The organism is Streptomyces sp. BK79, from assembly GCF_044142145.1.
GTDB lineage: Bacteria > Actinomycetota > Actinomycetes > Streptomycetales > Streptomycetaceae > Streptomyces.
In genome coordinates this window covers 28,122-48,750 of sequence record NZ_JBHVOC010000001.1, presented here as the reverse complement: position 1 = coordinate 48,750, position 20,629 = coordinate 28,122, and the positions used below count along the sequence as shown (strand labels likewise).

At 70.8% G+C, this 20,629-nt stretch carries 19 protein-coding genes; 16 read left to right on the top strand and 3 right to left on the bottom strand.

Features of this window, described 5'->3' with window-relative positions:
• Positions 1-340: 340 nt before the first annotated feature.
• From ACFIF2_RS00220 to ACFIF2_RS00160, 13 genes are all read left to right on the top strand, one after another.
• Positions 341-1,297: a helix-turn-helix domain-containing protein gene (locus ACFIF2_RS00220; protein ID WP_395570344.1), complete on the top strand. Its 957-nt coding sequence runs from the start codon at positions 341-343 to the stop codon at positions 1,295-1,297.
• A gap of 614 nt (positions 1,298-1,911) precedes the next feature.
• Positions 1,912-3,213, top strand: a complete 1,302-nt coding sequence (locus tag ACFIF2_RS00215) for a LuxR C-terminal-related transcriptional regulator (RefSeq protein ID WP_395570343.1) — start codon at positions 1,912-1,914, stop codon at positions 3,211-3,213.
• Positions 3,214-3,516: 303 nt separating this feature from the next.
• Entirely contained in the window at positions 3,517-3,942 is a 426-nt protein-coding gene (locus ACFIF2_RS00210; RefSeq protein WP_395570342.1) for a MarR family winged helix-turn-helix transcriptional regulator, read from the top strand.
• 49 nt (positions 3,943-3,991) lie between these two features.
• On the top strand, positions 3,992-5,461 hold the full coding sequence (locus ACFIF2_RS00205; RefSeq protein ID WP_395570341.1) for an FAD-dependent monooxygenase: 1,470 nt from the start codon (positions 3,992-3,994) through the stop codon (positions 5,459-5,461).
• 17 nt (positions 5,462-5,478) lie between these two features.
• On the top strand, positions 5,479-5,805 hold the full coding sequence (locus ACFIF2_RS00200; RefSeq protein WP_395570340.1) for a TcmI family type II polyketide cyclase: 327 nt from the start codon (positions 5,479-5,481) through the stop codon (positions 5,803-5,805).
• The gene (locus ACFIF2_RS00195; protein ID WP_395570339.1) at positions 5,802-7,082 is read left to right on the top strand and encodes a beta-ketoacyl-[acyl-carrier-protein] synthase family protein; all 1,281 of its coding nucleotides are present in this window, start codon (positions 5,802-5,804) and stop codon (positions 7,080-7,082) included. Before ACFIF2_RS00200 ends, ACFIF2_RS00195 begins: the two co-directional genes overlap by 4 nt.
• Positions 7,079-8,308 carry a ketosynthase chain-length factor gene (locus tag ACFIF2_RS00190; RefSeq protein ID WP_395570338.1) on the top strand — a complete coding sequence of 410 codons (1,230 nt, stop codon included), beginning with the start codon at positions 7,079-7,081 and terminating at the stop codon, positions 8,306-8,308. The genes ACFIF2_RS00195 and ACFIF2_RS00190 overlap by 4 nt, the downstream gene beginning before the upstream one ends.
• Positions 8,309-8,327: 19 nt before the next feature.
• Positions 8,328-8,597, top strand: coding sequence for an acyl carrier protein (locus tag ACFIF2_RS00185; RefSeq protein ID WP_395570337.1), 270 nt, complete (start codon positions 8,328-8,330; stop codon positions 8,595-8,597).
• Between the two features lie 12 nt (positions 8,598-8,609).
• Entirely contained in the window at positions 8,610-9,395 is a 786-nt protein-coding gene (gene fabG, locus ACFIF2_RS00180; RefSeq protein WP_395570336.1) for a 3-oxoacyl-ACP reductase FabG, read from the top strand.
• 13 nt (positions 9,396-9,408) lie between these two features.
• Positions 9,409-10,347, top strand: a complete 939-nt coding sequence (locus tag ACFIF2_RS00175) for an aromatase/cyclase (RefSeq protein WP_395570335.1) — start codon at positions 9,409-9,411, stop codon at positions 10,345-10,347.
• Between the two features lie 3 nt (positions 10,348-10,350).
• Complete coding sequence (locus ACFIF2_RS00170; RefSeq protein ID WP_395570334.1) at positions 10,351-12,390, top strand: SDR family oxidoreductase; 2,040 nt, start codon at positions 10,351-10,353, stop codon at positions 12,388-12,390.
• Between the two features lie 68 nt (positions 12,391-12,458).
• The gene (locus ACFIF2_RS00165; RefSeq protein WP_395570333.1) at positions 12,459-13,442 is read left to right on the top strand and encodes an LLM class flavin-dependent oxidoreductase; all 984 of its coding nucleotides are present in this window, start codon (positions 12,459-12,461) and stop codon (positions 13,440-13,442) included.
• A complete protein-coding gene (locus ACFIF2_RS00160; protein WP_395570332.1) occupies positions 13,435-14,637 on the top strand; it encodes an MFS transporter in 1,203 nt (400 codons plus the stop codon). Before ACFIF2_RS00165 ends, ACFIF2_RS00160 begins: the two co-directional genes overlap by 8 nt.
• Positions 14,638-14,645: 8 nt before the next feature.
• Here the strand turns inward: ACFIF2_RS00160 and ACFIF2_RS00155 are convergent, their stop codons facing one another.
• Positions 14,646-15,470 carry an SDR family NAD(P)-dependent oxidoreductase gene (locus tag ACFIF2_RS00155; RefSeq protein ID WP_395570331.1) on the bottom strand — a complete coding sequence of 275 codons (825 nt, stop codon included), beginning with the start codon at positions 15,468-15,470 and terminating at the stop codon, positions 14,646-14,648.
• Positions 15,471-15,514: 44 nt separating this feature from the next.
• On the opposite strand from ACFIF2_RS00155, the gene ACFIF2_RS00150 reads away from it, so the two are divergent.
• Positions 15,515-16,024, top strand: coding sequence for a nuclear transport factor 2 family protein (locus tag ACFIF2_RS00150; protein WP_395570330.1), 510 nt, complete (start codon positions 15,515-15,517; stop codon positions 16,022-16,024).
• Between the two features lie 50 nt (positions 16,025-16,074).
• Here ACFIF2_RS00150 and ACFIF2_RS00145 read toward each other — a convergent pair whose 3' ends face one another.
• Complete coding sequence (locus ACFIF2_RS00145; protein WP_395570329.1) at positions 16,075-17,532, bottom strand: MFS transporter; 1,458 nt, start codon at positions 17,530-17,532, stop codon at positions 16,075-16,077.
• A gap of 128 nt (positions 17,533-17,660) precedes the next feature.
• Here ACFIF2_RS00145 and ACFIF2_RS00140 point away from each other — a divergent pair, with 128 nt between their 5' ends.
• Together ACFIF2_RS00140 and ACFIF2_RS00135 are read left to right on the top strand one after the other, a co-directional pair.
• Positions 17,661-18,245: a TetR/AcrR family transcriptional regulator gene (locus ACFIF2_RS00140; RefSeq protein ID WP_395570328.1), complete on the top strand. Its 585-nt coding sequence runs from the start codon at positions 17,661-17,663 to the stop codon at positions 18,243-18,245.
• Between the two features lie 160 nt (positions 18,246-18,405).
• Positions 18,406-19,194, top strand: coding sequence for an SDR family oxidoreductase (locus tag ACFIF2_RS00135; RefSeq protein WP_395570327.1), 789 nt, complete (start codon positions 18,406-18,408; stop codon positions 19,192-19,194).
• 66 nt (positions 19,195-19,260) lie between these two features.
• Here the strand turns inward: ACFIF2_RS00135 and ACFIF2_RS00130 are convergent, their stop codons facing one another.
• Positions 19,261-19,875, bottom strand: a complete 615-nt coding sequence (locus ACFIF2_RS00130) for a hypothetical protein (protein ID WP_395570326.1) — start codon at positions 19,873-19,875, stop codon at positions 19,261-19,263.
• Between the last annotated feature and the right edge of the window lie 754 nt (positions 19,876-20,629).

Below are 20,629 nucleotides of genomic sequence, written 5' to 3'. Positions count from 1 at the left end.
AATGCCCACCCTCCCGGTCGGAAACTCCAGTCATCCCGGAATCTGCGAAGAGCCGAGTGCTGTGGCCGAGACAGACGGCGTTGCTTGCCCTAGCGCAGCACGGAGTGCCAATATGTTGGACACTTCGCTAACGGTACCGACGCATGCCGAACAAGTCTCCTGTCGTGCAGGGGTGTTGAGGCTCCAGCACGGTGGCCTCTCGTCGGCGGCGCAGGCGCTCGACGCGACGTACCGACGGGTGTGCGAAGAAGGGGACTCGATGTTAGAGGCGTTACCCGGCCCTGCGACGCGGACGGATCGGGAGGGGTGGCGGACGCGGTCCGTTCCCCTCCGGCAGCTGGTGATCTCCGATTCACCGCGTCTCGCAGGGGAGGACGCCCAGCACGTCAGAGTGCTCGCCGAGTCGGATCTGGACTGGCCACCGATCACCGTGCACCGGCCCACGATGCGCGTGGTGGACGGCGTGCACCGGGTGCGCGCGGCGCGGTTGCGCGGCGAGGAGCGGATAGCCGCCTGTTTCGTCGACGGCACCGCCGAAGACGCCTTCGTACTCGCCGTCAGGCTGAACACGCGGCACGGGATGCCACTGTCCCGGGCCGACCGTGCCGCCGCGGCCGCCCGCCTCATCGAGAGCCGCCCGGGGTGGTCGAACCGACGGATCGCGGAGATCGTCGGTGTCTCGCCTACCACGATCGCCACACTTCGGGCCCGTTCAACCGGCCTGAATGGCCAGTTGAACGCCGGGGCGGGGCGCGACGGCAGGGTCCGTCCGCTCGGAGCGGGCGCCGCCGAGGGACGCCGGCGAGCGGTCCGCGTCATCCGCTCCCGGCCCGGTGCGTCCCTCAGGGAGATCGCCGCCGAAGCGGGTGTCGCCGTCGCCACCGCCAGGGACGTACGGCAGCGGTTGCGGCGGGGGGAGGACCCGGTGCCGCCGAGGCTGCGGGCGGCCGAACGGCGGGGCTCCGGCGACGGCGAAGCGTCCCGGGCCGCCGGCACGCCGACGGCCGGGAACGGGAGCCCCGTCGTGGCGCTGCCACCCGAGCCGGCCGCCCATGCCGGCACGCGAAGTCTGCGCAACGACCCGTCGCTGCGCTCCTCGGAGGCCGGACGGACGCTGCTGCGCACCTGGAGTGCGCACGTGACGGATGCCGGGCAGTGGCAGTGGCTGGCCGACAGCGTGCCCGCGCACCGGTTGTCCGACGCCGCCTGGGCCGCCCGCCGGTGTGCCGAGCAGTGGCTGCGTTTCGCGAGGGACCTGGAGGAACGCGCGGCGCTGAACCGTCACCGGGCGAGCTGATTCACGTATACCGCATCTTCACATATGAAACGGACCATACGGTCCGGCACCCTTCCCGCACGTCGGAGGGGTTCGTGTACCGTGAAGCGACGGCCGATGGTGCTGATAGACGCGGCCGGGTCGGCAACGAGCCCGAGGACTGGCGACATGACACCTCGAAAGGGATTCTGCGATGCGCGACTGCGTGGCCCCGGCGGAATGAGCGTCGCGCGGCGTTGTGTCCGCCATCTGTCATCAGCCCTTCCCGGTGTGTCCTTCTCTTCCTTTCCCTTCCCATCCCTGATCTGATTTCGATGCAGGGGCGGCTCGCGGGCCACCCCTGCTGACCATGCGCGCGGCCTGCCCGCAATGACGCGGGCGCAGGAGCGCCTTCTGTACCGCACGACTTCACCGGGCCCGGCGACGGGCCGCGTGGTTTGTCGTGCGTACCCGTCGCACCCGGCACGCCCGCTCTCCGCGCACCAGCTTTGTGATGCCTCAAGACCGATCACTAGCCAAATGGGGGAACAGTGAACACGGCCGAGCGTAGAACCAAGGGAATACAGGAAACGGACTCCTTTCGGCGTTCCACGCCGATTGCGCCAGGGTGGCGGAATTCCGTCGGGCGTGCGGGAGTGAGCGACAGGGCGAGCGACCGAAACCAGGAAGGGTCCGTCCGTGACCTCTGGCGGCCCGCGACGCCACCGAGGGGGCCGCTCACGTACACCCCGGGGCTGCTGCCGGCGGAGGACGGCCGACGGCTGCCGTCGGAGCGGCGGACGGCCGTGCGGTGCATCGAGCTGGCGAACCTCGGTGTGAACCGTGCGATCGTCACCGAGCAGGCGGAACGCGTGCTGGACTCGGACGCCCGCGCGGACGCGTACGGTGCCTGGCTCGCCGTTCTGGCCCTGCACTACACCGGTGACGTGGTGTCGGCCGACGCGCAGTGCGAGCGGCTGGCCCGGCATCCCCTGTGGTCCGACTCCGCGCGGCACCAGAACCTGCTCAGGCTGCTGCGGGCCCGCAGCTCCCTGATGTCCGGTGACGCGGCCCGGGCTTCGGACCTGCTGAAGGCGGCTCTCGCCGACGAGGCACAGGCTTTCCCGGCCTGCCTCGCCATCGCCTGGCTGATCGAGGCACTGGTGCACATCGGCGAGCTGGACCAGGCGAACGAGGTGCTGCTGGAGCACGGCCTGTTCGGCCGGCTCGGCGCGGGTCTGCCGGACCGGCCGCACGTGCTGGCCGCGCGGGGCGCGCTGCACATGGCCATGGGCCAGTTCCAGCACGCCGTGGACGACTACACCGCGTGCGGCCGGGCCCTGGCCGCCCTGAACGTGATCAACTCGGCGGTCGTCCCCTGGCGTTCGAGGGCGGCGTTCGGCGCGTTGGCCGTGCAGCGGTACGACCTGGCGCTGGCGCTGGCCGAGGACGAGCTGATCGCGGCACGGAAGTGGGGCTCGGCCCGCAGCGTCGGTACGGCGCTGCACGCCGTGGCCGTCGCGCGGCGCGACGAGTCGTCGTTGCCCCTGCTGGAGGAGGCCGTCCAACTCCTCGACCTGGGGCAGGCCCGGACGGAGCTGATGCAGGCGCTCTTCGATCTGGGCACGCTCCAGGTGGAACGCAAGGACGTGGCCGCCGGGCGACGCCGCCTGGAGGCGGTGGCCGCGGTGGCCCGCGAGTGCGGCAACTCCCACTGGGCGGAGCGGGTCCGGCTGGCGCTGGCCCGGCTGAGCGGCCCGGACAACGGGCGCGCGCTCACGCGCCAGGAGATCAAGATCGCCCAGTTGGCCCGTGCCGGGTACAGCAACCAGCGGATCGCGGAGACGCTGTTCCTCGCCGTGCGCACGGTCGAGTTCCACCTCTCCAGCGTCTACCGGAAACTCGCCATATCCGGCAGGAGGGAGCTGGCCACCGCACTGGGATCCGTGGCCGCCTGAGGGCGTACGTACGTACGTACGTCCGCGCCGCCGCCCGCCTCCGCCGGAGGCGGGCGGCGGCGTCGTGAGAGGGGCCGGTTTTCGGCTGTCCGGGGAATGCCGGAGTCGAACCGCGCGAAAAACCCCACGGACGGCTCGCGGTGAAGCCTGTGGGCGCGCCGCAGTGAATCCTGTGGGTACGCCGTAGGTTCCCCGGGCTCGCCTTGTGCCGGGGGAGCCGGGAGTGTCAGGGTCGGATCAATTCAGCGGGGCCTGTTCGAGACCCCGTATCCGTCCCCCATTCGCTTCGAGGCGGGCACTCCTATGCTCCAGCAGAACACGACCAAGCGGATCGGCTATTGGCTGCTGCATCTGCATCGGCTTTTCGACGAGGCCACCGAGCGGGCGTTGTCGAGTGAGGGCCTGAATCGACGGCAGTGGCAGGTGCTGCATGCCATCAGCATCGAGGTGAACACCGTCGCCGGTATCGACGCGGCATTCTCTCCTTTTCTGGCCGTCGACCGCGTCGATTCCTACGCGCCGATCGTGAAGGAGTTCGAGGCGCGAGGCTGGGTCACGGCGCAGGACGGCACGGTGGCGCTGACGGCGGACGGCGACGCGGCGCACGGCCGGGCCGAGGCACTGGTGAACGCCCATGCGGCCCGCTCACTGGCCGGGATTTCGGAGGAGGAGTTCCTGGCCGCCAACGATGTGCTGGCGCGAATCGCTCACAACCTTAAGAGCGAGTAGCGCACGCGTGTCCTCGGCCGAGTCGGCGCAGTCATTCGGGGAGAAGAGTATGGACGCTTCAGTCATCGTGGTCGGTGCCGGCCCCGCCGGACTCATGCTGGCCGGGGAACTGCGCCTCGCGGGCGTCGACGTCATCGTGCTGGACCGCCTGCCCCGGCCCAGCGGTGAGTCACGCGGCATCGGCTTCACCATCCGCACCATGGAGGTGTTCGACCAACGGGGCCTGCTCCCCAGGTTCGGTGAGATCGAGACCAGCGAGGCCGGGCACTTCGGCGGCCTGCCCCTCGATCTGGGCCTGTTGGGTGCCACCCACGGCGCCGCCCGGACCGTGCCCCAGTCCACGACCGAGGCCGTGCTGGAGAGCTGGGCGCGGGACCTCGGGGCCGGCATCCGCCGCGGGTGCCCGGTCACCGGCTTCGTCGAGGACGCCGAGGGCGTGACCGTCACGGTCGGCGACGGGCCCAACCTGCGGGCCCGGTACCTGGTCGGCTGTGACGGCGGACGCAGCACCGTCCGCAAGACGGCCGGCTTCGACTTCCCCGGCACCCCCGCCACCACCGAACTGTTCCTCGCCGACCTGCGCGGTGTGGACCTGGAACCCCGCATGATCGGTGAGCGCACGCCCGGCGGCATGGTGATGGCGGCGCGGCTGCCCGGCGGCATCCACCGGATCATCGTCGGCGAGCGCGGCACGCCGCCACCCGAACGGCGCACTGCCCCACCGGAGTTCAGCGAGGTGGCGGACGTCTTCAAGCGTCTGACGGGCACCGACATCTCGGATGCCGAGCCGGTGTGGGTCAGCGCGTTCAGTGACGCGGCCCGCCAGGTCACCGAGTACCGGCGCGGTCGGGTCCTGCTGGCCGGGGACGCCGCGCACGTCCATCTGCCGGCCGGCGGACAGGGAATGAACACCAGCATCCAGGACTCGGTGAACCTGGGCTGGAAGCTGGCCGCCGTGGTGCGCGGCACGGCCCCCGGGGCGCTGCTGGACACCTACCACGACGAGCGGCACGAGGTGGGCCGCCGGCTGCTGGCCAACACGCGTGCCCAGAGCACCCTCATCCTCGGCGGCGACGAGGTGAACCCGCTGCGGGAGACCCTGGCCGAACTGCTGGACGAGCACCCCGAGGCCGTACGCCGGCTGGCCGCCAAGGTCAGCGGCCTCGACATCCGCTACGAGACGGGCGGCGGCTCGCACCCCTTGCTGGGCGCCCGGATGCCCCGGCTGGCCCTGCTCCGGGACGGCCGGCAGACCAGCAGCAGCGAACTCCTGCGCGCGGGCCGCGGCGTGCTTCTCGACCTGGAGGACAACGCCACGCTGCGCGGCCGGGCACGGGGGTGGACCGACCGGGTCGACATCGTGACGGCCACCCGGCACGAAGACCTCCCCGACGACGACCCGTTGGCACGGACCGCCGCCGTCCTGCTGCGTCCCGACGGCCACGTCGCCTGGGCCGCACCCGGCTCTCGCTCCGACCTGCCGATGGCACTGGCCCGCTGGTTCGGGCCGACCCGATGAGCACCAGAAGGGAAGCGATGCACAGCACGTTGATCGTCGCCAGGATGGCCGCCGGCTCGGCCCGCGAGGTCGCGGACCTGTTCGGTGCCTTCGACCGCACCGACCTGCCCGCCCGCATGGGCACCCGTCGCCGCCGGCTCTTCGAGTTCCGCGGCCTGTACTTCCACCTCCAGGACTTCGACGAGGACAACGGCGAGGGGCGGATCGAGGAGGCCAAGACCGATCCGAGGTTCGTGCGGATCAGTGAGGACCTCAAGCCCTACATCGAGGCGTACGACCCCGCGACCTGGCGATCGCCCAAGGACGCCATGGCCCGTCGCTTCTACGAATGGAGTGCCTCATGAGCGCCGTCGCCGGCCGCCGGGTGGTGATCACCGGGATCGGGGTGATCGCCCCGGGCGGGCAGGGAACCAAGGAGTTCTGGAAACTGCTCACCGACGGACGCACCGCCACCCGCCGTATCTCCCTGTTCGACCCCTCGCCGTTCCGCTCCCAGGTGGCCGCCGAGGTCGACTTCGACGCCGAGCTGTCCGGGCTGACCCCCCAGGAGGTCCGGCGTATGGACCGGGCCGCGCAGTTCGCCGTGGTCGGCGCACGGGAGGCGGTCGCCGACAGCGGGCTGGAGCTCGACACGCTGGACCCGCACCGTACCGGGGTGACGATCGGCAGCGCGGTCGGCGCCACCACCGGACTCGACCGCGAGTACCGCACGGTCAGCGACGGCGGCCGGCTGGAACTCGTCGACCACGCCTACGCCGTGCCGCACCTCTACGGCTACATGGTGCCCAGCTCCTTCGCCACCGAGGTGGCCTGGGTGGTGGGGGCCGAGGGCCCGGCCACCGTCGTCTCCACGGGCTGCACCTCCGGCCTGGACGCGGTGGGACACGCGGTGGACGTGATCCGGGAGGGCACGGCGGACGTGATGATCGCCGGTGCCACCGACGCCCCGATCTCCCCGATCACCGTGGCCTGCTTCGACGCGATCAAGGCCACCACGCCTCGCAACGACGACCCCGAGCACGCCTCCCGGCCCTTCGACGCCAGCCGCAACGGCTTCGTGATCGGGGAGGGCGCCGCGGTGTTCGTCCTGGAGGAGCTGGAAGGCGCCCGTCTCCGCGGCGCGCGGATCTACGCCGAGGTCGCCGGATTCGCGACCCGCTCGAACGCGTTCCACATGACCGGACTGCGACCCGACGGCGCCGAGATGGCCGAGGCCATCCGGGTCGCCCTCGGCGAGGCGCGGCTCGCACCCGAGGACATCGACTACATCAACGCCCACGGTTCGGGCACCAAGCAGAACGACCGGCACGAGACCGCCGCGTTCAAGCGCAGCCTGGGCGAGCACGCCTACCGGACCCCGGTCAGCTCCATCAAGTCGATGGTCGGGCATTCGCTCGGCGCCATCGGCTCGATCGAGATCGCCGCGTCGGTCCTGGCCATGGCCCACGACGTGGTGCCACCGACGGCGAACCTGCACCACCCCGACCCGGAGTGCGACCTGGACTACGTGCCCCGGACCGCCCGGGACTGGAAGACCGACGCCGTGCTGTCGGTCGGCAGCGGATTCGGCGGCTTCCAGAGCGCGGTGGTGCTCGCCGACCCCGAGCGGAGCGGACGATGACGGCCAGGGTCCTGGTGACCGGCCTCGGTATCGCGGCCCCGACCGGTCTCGGCATCGAGGAGTACTGGTCGGCCACGCTCGCCGGCCGGAGCGCGATCGGACGCGTCACCCGCTTCACCCCCACGTCCTATCCGTCCCGGCTGGCGGGCGAGATCGGCGGCTTCGTCGCCGAGGACCACCTGCCGAGCCGGCTGCTGCCGCAGACCGACCGGATGACCCGGCTCGCCCTGGTCGGTGCCGACTGGGCGTTCGCCGACGCCGGTGTGGTGCCGTCCGAACTGCCGGCGTACGACGTCGGCGTGATCACCGCGAGCCACTCCGGTGGCTTCGAGTTCGGCCAGAACGAGCTGCGCGCGCTGTGGAGCAAGGGCGGCCAGCACGTCAGCGCGTACCAGTCCTTCGCCTGGTTCTACGCCGTCAACAGCGGCCAGATCTCCATCCGCAAGGGACTGCGCGGACCCAGCAGCGTCGTGGTCAGCGACCAGGCCGGCGGCCTCGACGCGCTGGCGCAGGCACGCCGGCAGCTCCGCAAGGGCACCAGCATGGTGATCGCCGGCGCGGTCGACGCGTCGATCTGCCCGTGGGGATGGGTCGCCCAGATGACCAGCGGCCGGCTGAGCACCTCCGACGACCCGGCACGGGCGTATCTGCCGTTCGACGACCGGGCCGCCGGACACGTCCCCGGCGAGGGCGGCGCCCTGCTCGTCCTGGAGGAGGCCGGGCACGCCCGGCGGCGCGGCGCCCCACGGGTGTACGGCGAGATCGCGGGCCATGCCGCGACGATCGACCCCCGGCCCGGCAGCGACCGCGCGCCCACCCTCCAGCGGGCGATCGAACTCGCCCTCGCCGACGCGGGGACGACCCCCGACGACATCGGGGTGGTGTTCGCCGACGCCGCCGCCGTACCGGACCTGGACCGGGCGGAGGCGGAGGCGATCACCAAGGTGTTCGGGCCGCGCGGCGTGCCGGTGACCGCGCCGAAGACCACCACCGGGCGGCTGTACTCCGGTGCCGCGCCCCTCGACGTGGCCGCCGCGCTCCTGTCGATCCGCGACCAGGTGATCCCGCCGACCGTCCACAGCACCCTCTCCCCGTCCTACGAGATCGACCTGGTGACCGGGGCCCCGCGCCCCGCCGAGCCGCGCAGCGCACTGGTGATCGCCCGCGGCCAGGGCGGCTTCAACTCCGCGATGGTCGTCCGCGCCGCCGAACCCGTCCACGTGTGACCCCTACGAAAGGACCCCCATGTCTGCCAAGGAGTTCACCCTCGACCAGCTGAAGGTCACGCTGCTGGAGGGCGCCGGCACCGACGAGGGCGTCGACCTGGACGGCGACATCCTCGACACGTCCTTCGAGGACCTGGGCTACGAGTCGCTGGCGATGCTGGAGACCGTCAGCCGCATCGAGCGTGAGCACGGCATCAGCCTGGACGAGGAGGCGGTCGGTGAGGCCGGCACTCCCCGCGCGCTGATCCAGCTGGTCAACGACCACCTGTCCGCCACCCACACCGCCTGAGCGGAGCCCACGATGACCGAGAACACCGCCAGGGTCGCCCTGGTCACCGGCGCCACCAGCGGGATCGGCCTCGCCGCCGCCCGGATCCTCGCCCAGCAGGGGCACCGTGTCTACATCTGCGCCCGCGACGAGAGCGCGGTCGCAGCGACGGTGAAGACACTGCAGAACGAGAACCTGGACGTGGACGGCGGCACCGCCGACGTGCGTTCCAAGGAGGACATCGAGACCGTGGTGCGCGCCGCGGTGGCCCGCTTCGGACCGATCGACGTGCTGGTGAACAACGCCGGGCGCAGCGGAGGAGGAGTGACCGCCGACATCGCCGACGAGCTGTGGGACGACGTCGTCGCCACCAACCTCACCAGCGTCTTCCGGATGACCCGCGAGGTGCTCAACACGGGCGGCATGCGGGAGAAGAAGCGCGGCCGGATCATCAACATCGCGTCCACGGCGGGCAAGCAGGGCGTGGTGCTCGGCGCCCCCTACTCGGCCTCCAAGCACGGCGTGGTCGGCTTCACCAAGGCCCTGGGCAACGAGCTGGCGCCGACCGGGATCACCGTCAACGCGGTGTGCCCGGGATACGTCGAGACGCCGATGGCCGAACGCGTGCGGCAGGGCTACGCGGCGGCGTACGGCACCTCCGAGGAAGCCATTCTGGAGAAGTTCCAGGCGAAGATCCCGCTCGGCCGCTACTCCACCCCCGAGGAGGTCGCCGGCCTGGTCGGCTATCTCGCCTCCGATCCCGCCGCCTCGATCACCGCTCAGGCGCTGAACGTCTGCGGCGGCCTGGGCAACTTCTGAGACGGAGAACACGATGACGAATCGTCAGGTCGAACACGAGATCACCGTCCGGGCGAGCGCCCGGGACGTCTACCGGCTGCTCGCCGAGGTGGAGAACTGGCCGAGGCTCTTCCCGCCGTCGGTCTACGTCGAAGTACTGGAGCGCGAGGCGGGCCTGGAGCGCATCCGGATCTGGGCCACCGCCAACGGCGAGGCCAAGAACTGGACGTCGATCCGCACGCTGGACCCGGAGAACCTGCGCATCACCTTCCGGCAGGAGGTTTCCGCGCCGCCGGTCGCGTCGATGAACGGCACCTGGGTCATCGAGCCCCGGGGAGAGCGGGAGACCCGGCTGCGGCTGCTGCACGAGTACCGCGCCGTCGACGACGACCCCGAGGGCCTGAAGTGGATCGACGAGGCCGTTGACCGCAACAGCCGAGAGGAACTGCCCGGCGTGAAGGCGGGGTTGGAGGAAGCCACCCGGACCGAGGAGCTGACCCTGTCCTTCGTGGACCGCGTCACCGTCAACGGCTCCGCCAAGGACCTGTACGACTTCGTCAACGAGGCCGACCTGTGGCCCGAGCGGCTGCCGCACGTCAACGAGGTCAAGATGACCGAGGACACCCCCGGTCTCCAGGTGCTGCGCATGGAGACGCTCACCAAGGACGGCTCCGCGCACACCACCGAGTCGGTCCGAGTCTGCTTCCCGCACCACAAGATCGCCTACAAGCAGACCACGCTGCCGGCCCTGATGACACTGCACACCGGACATTGGACGTTCGAGGAAGGACCCGACGGTGTCACCACCGCCGGCTCCCAGCACACGGTGGTCATCAACGCCGAGAACATCAGCAGGGTCCTCGGCCCGGACGCGGGCGTGCCCGAGGCTCGGGAGTTCATCCGCAACGCGCTCGGCAACAACAGCCGGGCCACCCTGGGCCATGCCAAGGACTACGCGGAAGCGCGGCGCTGACCGATGCCCACCCCCTCGACCCACGTCCCCCCGGACGCCGACGTGGTGGTGGTCGGTGCCGGTCCGGTCGGGCTGCTGCTCGCCGGGGACCTGTGCGCGCACGGAGCGCGGGTCCTGGTGGTGGAGCGGCTGGCTCGGCCGATGACCGAATCACGCGCCTCCACCCTGCACGCCCGCACCATGGAGGTGCTGGCCGAGCGCGGCGTCCTCGACCGGCTCGGCCCACTGCCGGACGGCGGTCCGGGGCACTTCGGCGGCATCCCGCTCGACCTGGCGGAGGCCGACCCCGGCCATCCCTACGCGGGGCAGTGGAAGTGCCCCCAGACCCGGCTCGAAACGGTGCTTCAGGAGCGGGCCGTGGAGTCGGGGGCGCGGATCCTGCGGGGACGGCGGCTGGTGGACCTGGCCGAGCAGGGCGACCGGGTGCTGGTCGAGACCGTCCCCGCGGACCGGGCGGCGGACGGCGCGGCGGCCGACGGCGCGCGGCAGCGGGTGACCGGCTCCTACGTCGTCGGCTGCGACGGCTGGCAGTCCACGGTACGAAAGGCCGCCGGGTTCGAGTTCGCCGGCCGGGACGCGGTCCGGGAGATGCTGCGGGCCGACGTCGCCGGGATCGACATCCCCGCCAGGCGGTTCGAGCGACTGGAGCACGGGCTGGCGACCGCACACCACTGGCCGGACGGCACCACCCGGGTCATGGTGCACCTCTACGGCGCCGCACCCCGCACCCGTACCGGACCGCCGGACTTCGACGAGGTCGTGCGGGCCTGGGCGCGGGTGACGGGCGAGGACATCGGCCACGGGACACCGACGTGGCTGAACGCCTTCGACGACACCCGGCGCCAGGCAACCCGCTACCGCCGGGGCCGGATCCTGCTCGCCGGTGACGCCGCTCATGTGCAGATGCCGGTCGGCGGGCAGGCACTCAACCTCGGCCTGCAGGACGCGGCCGCCCTCGGCGGGCGGCTGGCCGCGCGCCTGGCCGGCGGGGCGGCCGACGAGGTGCTGGACGACTATCACCGGGAGCGCCATCCGGTCGGCGCGCGCACCCTCACCGACATCCAGGCGCAGTCGGCCCTGCTGCTCGGCGGGCCCGACACCGAACCGCTGCGGGAGGTCTTCGCCGAGCTGATGCGCCTCGCCACCGTACGCCGCGGGCTGGCCCGCCTGATCAGCGGCCTCGGCCTGCCCCGCACCCCGCTCGCGCCGCCACCCGCCACCACCTCGGCGCGCCCCCCTCACTCCAGGACGACTACCAAGAACAGGACCTCCACCATGGGAAAGCTCGACGACAAGACCGCGCTCGTGACCGGCTCCAGCCGAGGCATCGGGCGTGCCACCGCGCAACGCCTGGCCGCCGAGGGCGCGTTGGTCGCCGTGCACTACGCGACCAACGAGGACGCGGCGCAGGAGACCATCGAGCTGATCGAGAAGGACGGCGGCCGCGCCTTCGGCGTCCGGGCCGAACTCGGTGTCCCCGGCGACGTCCACGCGCTGTTCCTCGGACTGGAGAGCGGGCTGAAGGAACGGACCGGCCGCGCCACCCTCGACATCGTCGTCAACAACGCGGCCGTGACCACCCCCGCCGGGGTGCAGCCGGAGGATGTCACCACCGAGGAGTTCGACCGGCTCTTCGCGGTGAACGCCAAGGCGCCCTTCTTCATCGTGCAGCGCGCCCTGCCGCTGCTTCGCGAGGGCGGCCGGATCATCAACATCTCCTCCGGGCTGACCCGCGTCGCCAACCCCGACCAGGTCGCCTACTCGATGACCAAGGGCGCGATCGAGCAGATCACCCTGCACTTCGCCCGCCACCTCGCCCCGCGCGGCATCACCGTCAACAGTGTGGCGCCCGGCATCACCGACAACGGCGGTCCGGTCTTCGACATCCCCGAGGCCGTGGCGCAGATGGCACAGCTGTCGGCCTTCAAGCGGGTGGGCGAGGCGGTGGACGTCGCCGACGTGGTGACGTTCCTGGCCACCCACGAGGCCCGCTGGATCACCGGCGCCTTCATCGACGCCAGCGGTGGCACCCTGCTGGGCTGACCCGGCCGGCGCGACGCGGCCCCATGAGCCGTCCTTCGAGTACGCCAACGACGAACGGAAGTCAGGACATGAACGTCGGGATCCTCTTCGACCTGCGCAACCCGGACGCCTGGCATCGGCCGTGGGGCGACCACTACGCGCGCTCACTGGAGTGGTGCGAGGAGGCCGACCGGCGCGGTATCGGCGGAGTGTGGTTCACCGAACACCACCTGTTCGAGGACGGTTATCTGCCACAACCGCTGGTGTTCGCGGCGGCGGCGGCCGCCCGGACCCGGAACTGCCGTATCGGCACCGCGGTCGTCCTGCCCAACCTGCGCAGGCCGGCCCAGCTCGCCGAGGACGCCGCGATCGTCGACCTGATCAGCGGCGGCCGGCTCGAACTCGGTGTCGGCGCCGGCTACCGGGTGCCCGAGTACCAGTTGTTCGGCGCCGAGTTCGACCGCCGGGTAGGCCAGGTGGAGAAGAACATCCGCGAGGTGCGCGGGCTGTGGGAGGAAGGCGGCATCACGCCCGGCCCGATCCAGCGCCCGGTGCCGGTGTGGGGCGGCTTCTACGGGCCGCGCGGCGCCCGGATCGCCGGCCGCCTCGGTATCGGGCTGCTGCACATCAACCGGGCGATGTTCGCGCACTACGAGGCCGGCCTCGCCGAGGGCGGCCACGATCCACGGATCGCCCGGGTCTCCGACCTGCTGCCGGTGATCCTCGCCGACGACCCCGAGGCCGCCTGGCCCCGGATCGCCCCGCACCTGGTCCATCAGATGAACACCTACAGGGTCGGTTCCGTCGAAGGCACCGACCACCCCGCCCCACCGCTGCTCAAGGTCGAGGACTTCCCCGAGAAGCCTGCCGAGGACGGCTCCTGGGCGACCCTGGAGGTGCTCACCCCCGAGGAGGCCGCGGTACGCATCCACGAGCGGACCAAGGGACTGCCGGTCGGGCACCTCATCTTCTGGGCGAGCATCGCGGGAATGCCGGACGACCTCGTGGCCCGGCACATCGAGCTGGTCGCCGAGCTGCCCAAGCTGCTGGAGAGGCAGGCGGCCGGTGGGTGAGGCGGTCGCCGGCCCGGCGGTCCCGGCGACGCGGACGATCCGCCGTCACCGGGCCCTGCTGGTCGTCCTCTCCGGGAACATGCTCCTGGACGCCATCGAGGTCTCGGTGGTGCTGGTGGCCCTGCCGTCGATCGGCGCCGACCTGGGACTGACCATGTGGTCGGCGCAGTGGCTGATGAGCGGATTCGCCCTCGGCTTCGCCGCCATGCTGACCCTCGGCCCGGTGCTGTCCGGCCGCTTCGGGCTGCGCCGCGTCTACCTCGCCGCGATGCTGCTCTTCGCACTCGCCTCCGTCGTCGGCGGACTGAGCGACGACATGGCGGTGCTGGTCGCCTCCCGGCTGGTCAAGGGGGCGTGTGCGGCGCTGACCGCGCCAGCCGGGCTGGCGCTGATCGGCACCACGTTCCCCAGCGGTCCGCCGCAGCGCCGGGCGGTGTCGGTGTACTCGCTGTTCGGCGCGGCCGGGTTCACCGCGGGGCTGCTGCTCTCCGGAGCGCTGGCGCCCGGCCACTGGCACGGGACGTTCGTGTTCCCGGCCCCGGTGGCCCTGGTGCTGCTGGTGTGGGGTCTCAAGGTGATCCCCGGCGGTGTACGGCAGTCGCCGACCCCGCTCGGCCCGGGGATCCTGCGCAACGGCCCGCTGGTGCGCGCGACGGTGGGTGCGGCCACCCTCAACGGGGCGTACATCGGGCTGCTGTTGCTGGTGACGTACCGGGCCGGCGACACCTTCGGCTGGCGGCCGTGGCAGGTTGCGCTCGGCCTGTTGCCCGCCTGCGTGCCGCTCATGGTCTCGGTGCCGTTCGCCGGGCCCCTGGTCCAGCGGTTCGGCACCGGACGGCTGATCACCGCCGGCGCGCTGTGCGCACTCGCCGGTCAGCTGTACGCCCTGCTGCGGCCGGGCCCGCTGTCCTACGTGACCGGGCTGCTGCCCGCGCTCGCCCTGGTGTCGGCCGCCTTTGTGCTCTCCTTCGCGGCGCTGAACATGCAGGCCGCGCAGAGTGTGGCACCGGCCCTGCGCGGTGCGGCGGTGCCGGTCTACCAGACCGGCGTGCAGCTCGGCAGTGTCGTCATGCTGCCCCTGGTCGCCGGGCTCGCCACCCACGCCGACGGCCACCGCGCACCCCTGCTCGCGACGTCGCTGGTCGCGGCGGTGGGGGTGGTGACAGCCGTCGGCGGGATGCGCGAGCGCGCATGACGTCCGCCTCAGCCGGCCAGCAGCTTCCGGGTGAGGACGTCGAGCCGCCGGGCGTCCTCCGGGTCGAAGGAGTGGTGCCGCAGATCCAGACGCCGGCCTTCGAAGAAGGCGCTCAGCGGCTCGGCGGGAGGGCTGTCGATGGCCGCGACGATCGGTGCGATGCCTGCCTCGACCGGCTTGGCGAACCGCAGCATCTCCTTGACGTGCGCGGCGGTGGCCGGGTCGAACTCGCCGGCGAAGCCGGTCGCCGTACCGCCCGGGAAGTCCAGCACGTACCGGGTCCGGTGTTCGCGGTCCTGGAGGGCGAAGGAGACGCCGAGGAGGTTGTTTAGCTTGCCGCCCTGGAACATGGCGCCCCAGCCGTCGTAGCCGCGTTCGAGGCCCAGGTCGTCCCAGTGGATCTGACCCGCTTCCACGCCCGGCCCGGCCACGTTCACGATGACCGGCTCGGGGGCCTTTTCCAGCAGGCCGAACAGGCCGTGGCCGAGCAGGAAGCGGCTCAGGTAGTACAGCGCGAAATTGTGCTCGAAACCTTCGGAGGTGACGCGTCGATGAGAGCGGAAGAACCGGGCGCACAGCACGAGCGCGTCCACCACGGGAAAGTTCTCCCCGATCTCCCCGACGATCCGCTCGTTCTCGCTGACCAGGCTGAGGTCCGCGGGCAGGAAGAAGGCCCGCTCTCCGGCGCCCAGGTCCTCCGCCCTGGCGAGGAACATCCGTCCCTTCTCCGGGTTGGGTCCGATGACCACCACCTGGTCGCCGCGCTTCAGATATTTGTGGGCGAGCGCTTCTCCGATGCCGGAGGTGCCGCCCGAGACAACCAGGGTCTTCATGAAGTTCTCCTTGAGGGCCGGAACGAGAAAAGGAAGGTCGTGCGATGAGCTACGAGACGGATCTGACCGAGACGGTGAAGCAACTCACCGAACGGATCCACGAGCTGGAGGCGATTCGTGAGATTCAGCGGTTGCGCACCGAGTTCCACCGCTGCCTGAACAACGCGGAGTGGGACGGGCTGGCCGCTCTGTTCACCGACGATGCGCACCTCGACTACGGCGACTTCGGGCAGGCGCACGGAAGTGCCGGAGTCCGCGACTTCTACAGTGCTTTACCGGCGAAGATCCTCGAATTCAAGACCGGTGCCCGGGAGATCTCGTTCAAGAACTTCATCCACGGGCATCAGGTCGACGTACTGAGCAGGGAGTCCGCCACCGGCGTCTCCTTCTTCGAGGAGAAGATACGGTTTGACCGGGAGAGCGAGATCCACAACAGCATCGGCCAGTTCACCGACACCTACGTCCACCGGGACGGGCGCTGGTCCTTCGGCAAGGTCGAGCTGGACCACTACTGGGTGGTGCCGGACAACGAGGGCTGGCGCTGGCCCTGGTGAACCCCTGCCGGCCCCCGGGACGCGCACCCGGGGGCCGAGCGGCCCGGCCGTCATCCGCGTGCGGTCTCTTCCTGGGGCAGCGGGACGGCGGCCGGCGGGGCGGCGTGCCGGCGCAGCGCGGGAAGCATGGCGAGCACGCCGAGCACCGCGAAGATCAGCGGTACCACCAGCGCGACCCGCAGGCCGTGCAGCACCTCGGAGGGCGCGGGCCCGGTGTTCGCCGCGTTGACGGCGGTGGCCACGCTCAACCCCAGCGCCGGGCCGATCTGGAACGAGGTGTTGACCAGGCCGCCGGCCAGTCCCTGGTCCTGGACCGGGACGCTGTCGGCCGCCGCCATGGTGAGTGGTCCGTACGCCAGCGAGAAGCCCAGACCGATCAGCAGGAACGCGGGCAGCAGCAGTGCGGCGTAGCTGGAGTCGGCGGTCAGGAACTGCAGCAGCGCGTAGGCCAGGACGGCCGAGGTCAGACCCGCCAGAACCACCCGCTCCACACCGAAGCGGCCCACCAGAGGGGCGGCGATCCGGGTCGACAGCACGGCGGCGACCAGCCCGACGGGGCTCACGGCGAACCCGGTCTCCATCGCCGACCAGCCCCGGTAGTCCTGGAAGTACAGCGTCATGGTGAACAGCACGCCGATCCAGGCCCCGATCAGCGACATCGCGGCGATGTTGGCGCGGACGAGGGCGGGGGAGCGCAGCAGGTCCAGCCGGACCAGCGGCTTGTCGACCTTCCGCTCGATCACGGTGAATCCGGCCAGGAGCAGCGCGGCGACCACCAGCGAGATCAGGGTGCGGGCCGAGACCCAGCCCGCCTCCGGCGCCTGGACCAGGGTGAACACCACCAGCACCATGGTCGCGGTGATGGTCACGGCACCGGGGATGTCGAAGTCCCGGGCGCCGCCCTGCGGTCGGGCCGACCGCGGGATCAGCCCGAGGCCCGCGAGGAACGCGACGAGTCCGACGGCGGCCGGGGCGAAGAAGACCCAGCGCCAGTGCAGATCGGTGAGCAGACCGCCGATGACCATGCCGCAGGCCATGCCGGTGGCGCCGGTCGCGGTGAAGATGGCCAGTGCCTTGTTGCGGATGTGGCCCTCGGCGAAGCTCGTGGTGATGATCGAGAACCCGGCGGGGGCGCTGAACGCGGCGCCTACGCCGGTGACGAAGCGGGCCGCGATGAGCACCTCACCGTTGGGTGCCGCGCCGCCGACCGCGGAGCCGATGACGAAGACCATCAGCGAGATGAGCAGTACCCTGCGTCGGCCCAGCAGGTCGGCGGCGCGTCCGCCGAGGAGCAGGAACCCGCCGAAGCCGACCACATAACCGGTGATCACCCACTGGAGCGTGCTGGTCGACATGTCGAGCGAGGTCCCGATCGCCGGCAGGGCGACGCCTTTCATCGAGACGTCGAGGGCGTCGAGGAATAACGCGCCGCAGAGCACGGCAAGCATGCCGTAGGCCCTGGGGGTCATGGTCGTGAAGACCGCGCGGGTGGGGGGAGGGGTGGACATGGGAACCTCCAGAGGAGCCGGACCGATCGGTCCGTAACGAGTCGCAGCACAGCATGACGGCGCCGCTGACGGGATGTCAATGCGCCCCGCCTGGGCGGGGACCGATCGGTCTGCTACTGTTCGGAAACATGCCGCGAAAACCCGCTCCCGACGCTCACGACCGCATCCTGGACGCCGCGGCCGACCTGTTCGACCGCTATGGCGTGCACGCGGTCGGGATGCAGCAGATCATCGATGAACTGGGATGTGGAAAGCAGCTCCTCTACCGCGAATTCGCCAGCAAGGACAAGCTGGTCGTGGCTTATCTGGAACGCTGCACCCAGGACTGGGACCGCACGTTCGCGCAGGCTCTCGCGGCGGCTGACACGCCCGAGGAGCAGCTCGTCGAAGTGGTTCGTGCCGTGCGGGCCATGGTGCCCGGTACCCGCGGCTGCTCCCTGCGCAATACGCACGCCGAATTCCCCGACCCGGGGCATCCCGCGCATCAGGTCTCCTTGGAGCATTTCAAGGCTGTCCGGGAACAGCTGCGGGAACTGGCACGGCGGACTTCCGCGGCCGATCCCGACCGGCTGGGTGACCGGATCATGCTGATCATCGACGGCGTGTACGCGAGCGGCGCCACGCTCGGTGCCACGGGTGCCGCGGAGGAAGCCGTCGCATTGGCCCGCGATGTAATCCGGGTGGAGATGCCCTCGGCGACAGCGGCCTCGTAAACACCGGTCGCCGCACAGGAATTGGCGGCGGAGAGCCCGTAAAGGCGCCGCACGCGGAACCTGTGGTCATCCCGCAGTGACAGGATGGATCTCCGCGGTGTTGCCTGGGAATCAGTGGGAGGCCGGTCGGCGGCCTGCCGAGTTTCCTAGGGAGACCATCGTGACCCAGCCCAAGCCCGTCGCGCTGATCAGCGGAGCCGGCCGAGGCATCGGTGCGGCCACCGCGCGGGAGATGGGACGGCGCGGATACCACGTGATCGTCAACTACCGGAACAACGCCGATGCCGCCACCGCCGTCGTGGACGCGATCGCACGGGAGGGCGGCTCCGCCCAGGCCGCCCGGGCCGACGTCTGCGACGCCGGGCAGGTCGCCGCCCTGGTCGAGGAAGTCCGCTCGGAGCACGGCCGGATCGACGTGCTGGTTCTCAACGCCAACACGGTGCATCCGTCGTTCGTTCCGCTGACCGAACTGTCCTGGGAGGCCTTCGCCGAGAAGGTCAACGGCGAGCTGTCCGGAGTGTTCTTCCTCAGCCGGGACGTGCTCGCCCTCATGCGGGAGCAGCGGTCGGGCCGGATCGTCTTCATCTCCAGCACCGCCACCGACTTCATCGGCATGGCCGTGGCGCACTCCACCGCCAAGGCCGCGCTGAACACCTTCAGCCGTCATGTAGCCGGTGTCGGGGCGCAGTACGGCGTCCGGGTGAACACGGTCTCGTTCGGAGCGGTGCGTACCGAGTCGTCCGGGGAGGGCTTCAGCGAAGGCCTGCAGAAGTTCCTCACAGACCGTTCCGTGCTGTCCCGCCTGGTCGAGCCGGAGGACGCGGCGCGCGCCGTGGCCTCGGTCGCCGACGAGGACTTCGGAGCCGTGGCGGGGCAGTTGATCCGTGTCGATGGCGGGTTCGGCATCCTCGACGAGCAGTTTCACCCCTTGGCCGAGCACTTCTCCTGAACACGACCCGCGCCGGGGACGGTCGTGTGGTCCAGCGGGGGGGGGGAGGCGGGCGGTCCCCCGGTCTCAGCTGAGCGAGAGTTCCGTCGAGATCGTGTTCCACACCGAGTCGAACCACAGTTGTGACTGCTCCACGAACGTGGTTTCCCTGTCGTTGTCCATGCCCGCCTGGAAAGTGCCGAGCGTCTCCACTCCGTTGGTCGCCGCGTCGTAGATGTCGGCGGAGATGGGTGGTTCGGCACCGCGCCGCGTGATCATGGAGTAGGAGAAGAGCACGGTCGTACGGTTCACCACGTAGAGCTGAGCCATGGGGGTGAAGGGCAAGGCCCTCACTTGTACGTGGACCTCGATACCGTGGGTGGTGCGTAGCGACATCAGATTGTGGCGGATCGTCTGCCCGTGCGCGTTCCGTGAGGAGAGCCACCGGCTGTGGAGTTCCGCGTTCTCGGTCCCGTCCACGGTGGTGGGAAAAGCGAGGTCGATGTCGCGACTCGGCAGCATCAGCCGGAGCGAGACGCGAGCCGGCCGTAAGGTTCCGACGTGTACGAAGCGGATGGGCTCGCCCAAGGCGAGCGACAACGCTTCACCCGTATGGCACGCAGCGTCGATCTCGACGGCCGGTTCCGCGAACCCAAGCGTCAGCGCCTGACTCAGGCCGGCGCTCAGGTTGCTCCAGGACAAAGCCGGATCGTCCCGCGGTTCCTCAAGCGGTTCCGTACCTGGGCCCGCGGATCGTGAGTCCTCCAACGCGCGGATCCACTCCCGGGCGTCCGGCGCGGGCAGCCCGGCCCAGTGACTCAGAACCCGTACGACTCTCAGAAGCTCATCCGGCTCACGGGGAGCGTGAGTCCCGCGACGCCAATCGCTGAGCGTGGCCACCGGCACTCCGGTCTCCCGATGCAAACGAGCCAGCGTCAGACGGCCGCCCGATGCGGCCAAGTGAGTGCGCGCGGCGGCCCACAGTGCGGAGAATCTGCTGCTGAACAGCGACAACGTCACGTGGCACGCTCCCCCTTACGAGTCGGAAATCCGACTCGGACACCAGAGTAGGGGGCCGTTCTCCGGGTTGCTCCGACATCTCCGACTTCCCTGGATCCAGCCGGGTTTCTCGCCGCAAATGGAGATCAGAAGGGGCGGCGGCTCAGGGACCGCCCGCGATCCAGGGGGTCTCATGAGGAAGCATGGAAAGAACAGGGCGACGCTTCAACGCGTCGGGCACACCGTCCTGCACGGCCTGGCGCGGGGTGCCGCCACCACTGTGGGAGCATCCGCGACCGCGGCCGCCCTCTGGTGGTACCAGAGCCGGTGATGCCGGACGGCAACTGTGAGAAGTCGTTGAGCACGTACCTGTGATCGTGCCGGCCGGGCGGCGCCGAACTGCCGGTACCGCTGGTGTCCGCCTGGCCGTGGCTGGCTTCGGCTTCGGGCTTGCGCC

Excerpts from the sequence above, each read along its gene's own strand:
- ACFIF2_RS00155 (WP_395570331.1), bottom strand. The coding sequence starts at position 15,470 with ATGAAGACCCTGGTTGTCTCGGGCGGCACCTCCGGCATCGGAGAAGCG.
- ACFIF2_RS00205 (WP_395570341.1), top strand. The coding sequence starts at position 3,992 with ATGGACGCTTCAGTCATCGTGGTCGGTGCCGGCCCCGCCGGACTCATG.
- ACFIF2_RS00195 (WP_395570339.1), top strand. The coding sequence starts at position 5,802 with ATGAGCGCCGTCGCCGGCCGCCGGGTGGTGATCACCGGGATCGGGGTG.
- ACFIF2_RS00175 (WP_395570335.1), top strand. The coding sequence starts at position 9,409 with ATGACGAATCGTCAGGTCGAACACGAGATCACCGTCCGGGCGAGCGCC.
- ACFIF2_RS00190 (WP_395570338.1), top strand. The coding sequence starts at position 7,079 with ATGACGGCCAGGGTCCTGGTGACCGGCCTCGGTATCGCGGCCCCGACC.
- ACFIF2_RS00170 (WP_395570334.1), top strand. The coding sequence starts at position 10,351 with ATGCCCACCCCCTCGACCCACGTCCCCCCGGACGCCGACGTGGTGGTG.
- ACFIF2_RS00200 (WP_395570340.1), top strand. The coding sequence starts at position 5,479 with ATGCACAGCACGTTGATCGTCGCCAGGATGGCCGCCGGCTCGGCCCGC.
- ACFIF2_RS00140 (WP_395570328.1), top strand. The coding sequence starts at position 17,661 with ATGCCGCGAAAACCCGCTCCCGACGCTCACGACCGCATCCTGGACGCC.
- ACFIF2_RS00165 (WP_395570333.1), top strand. The coding sequence starts at position 12,459 with ATGAACGTCGGGATCCTCTTCGACCTGCGCAACCCGGACGCCTGGCAT.
- ACFIF2_RS00150 (WP_395570330.1), top strand. The coding sequence starts at position 15,515 with ATGAGCTACGAGACGGATCTGACCGAGACGGTGAAGCAACTCACCGAA.
- ACFIF2_RS00210 (WP_395570342.1), top strand. The coding sequence starts at position 3,517 with ATGCTCCAGCAGAACACGACCAAGCGGATCGGCTATTGGCTGCTGCAT.
- ACFIF2_RS00145 (WP_395570329.1), bottom strand. The coding sequence starts at position 17,532 with ATGTCCACCCCTCCCCCCACCCGCGCGGTCTTCACGACCATGACCCCC.
- fabG (WP_395570336.1), top strand. The coding sequence starts at position 8,610 with ATGACCGAGAACACCGCCAGGGTCGCCCTGGTCACCGGCGCCACCAGC.
- ACFIF2_RS00185 (WP_395570337.1), top strand. The coding sequence starts at position 8,328 with ATGTCTGCCAAGGAGTTCACCCTCGACCAGCTGAAGGTCACGCTGCTG.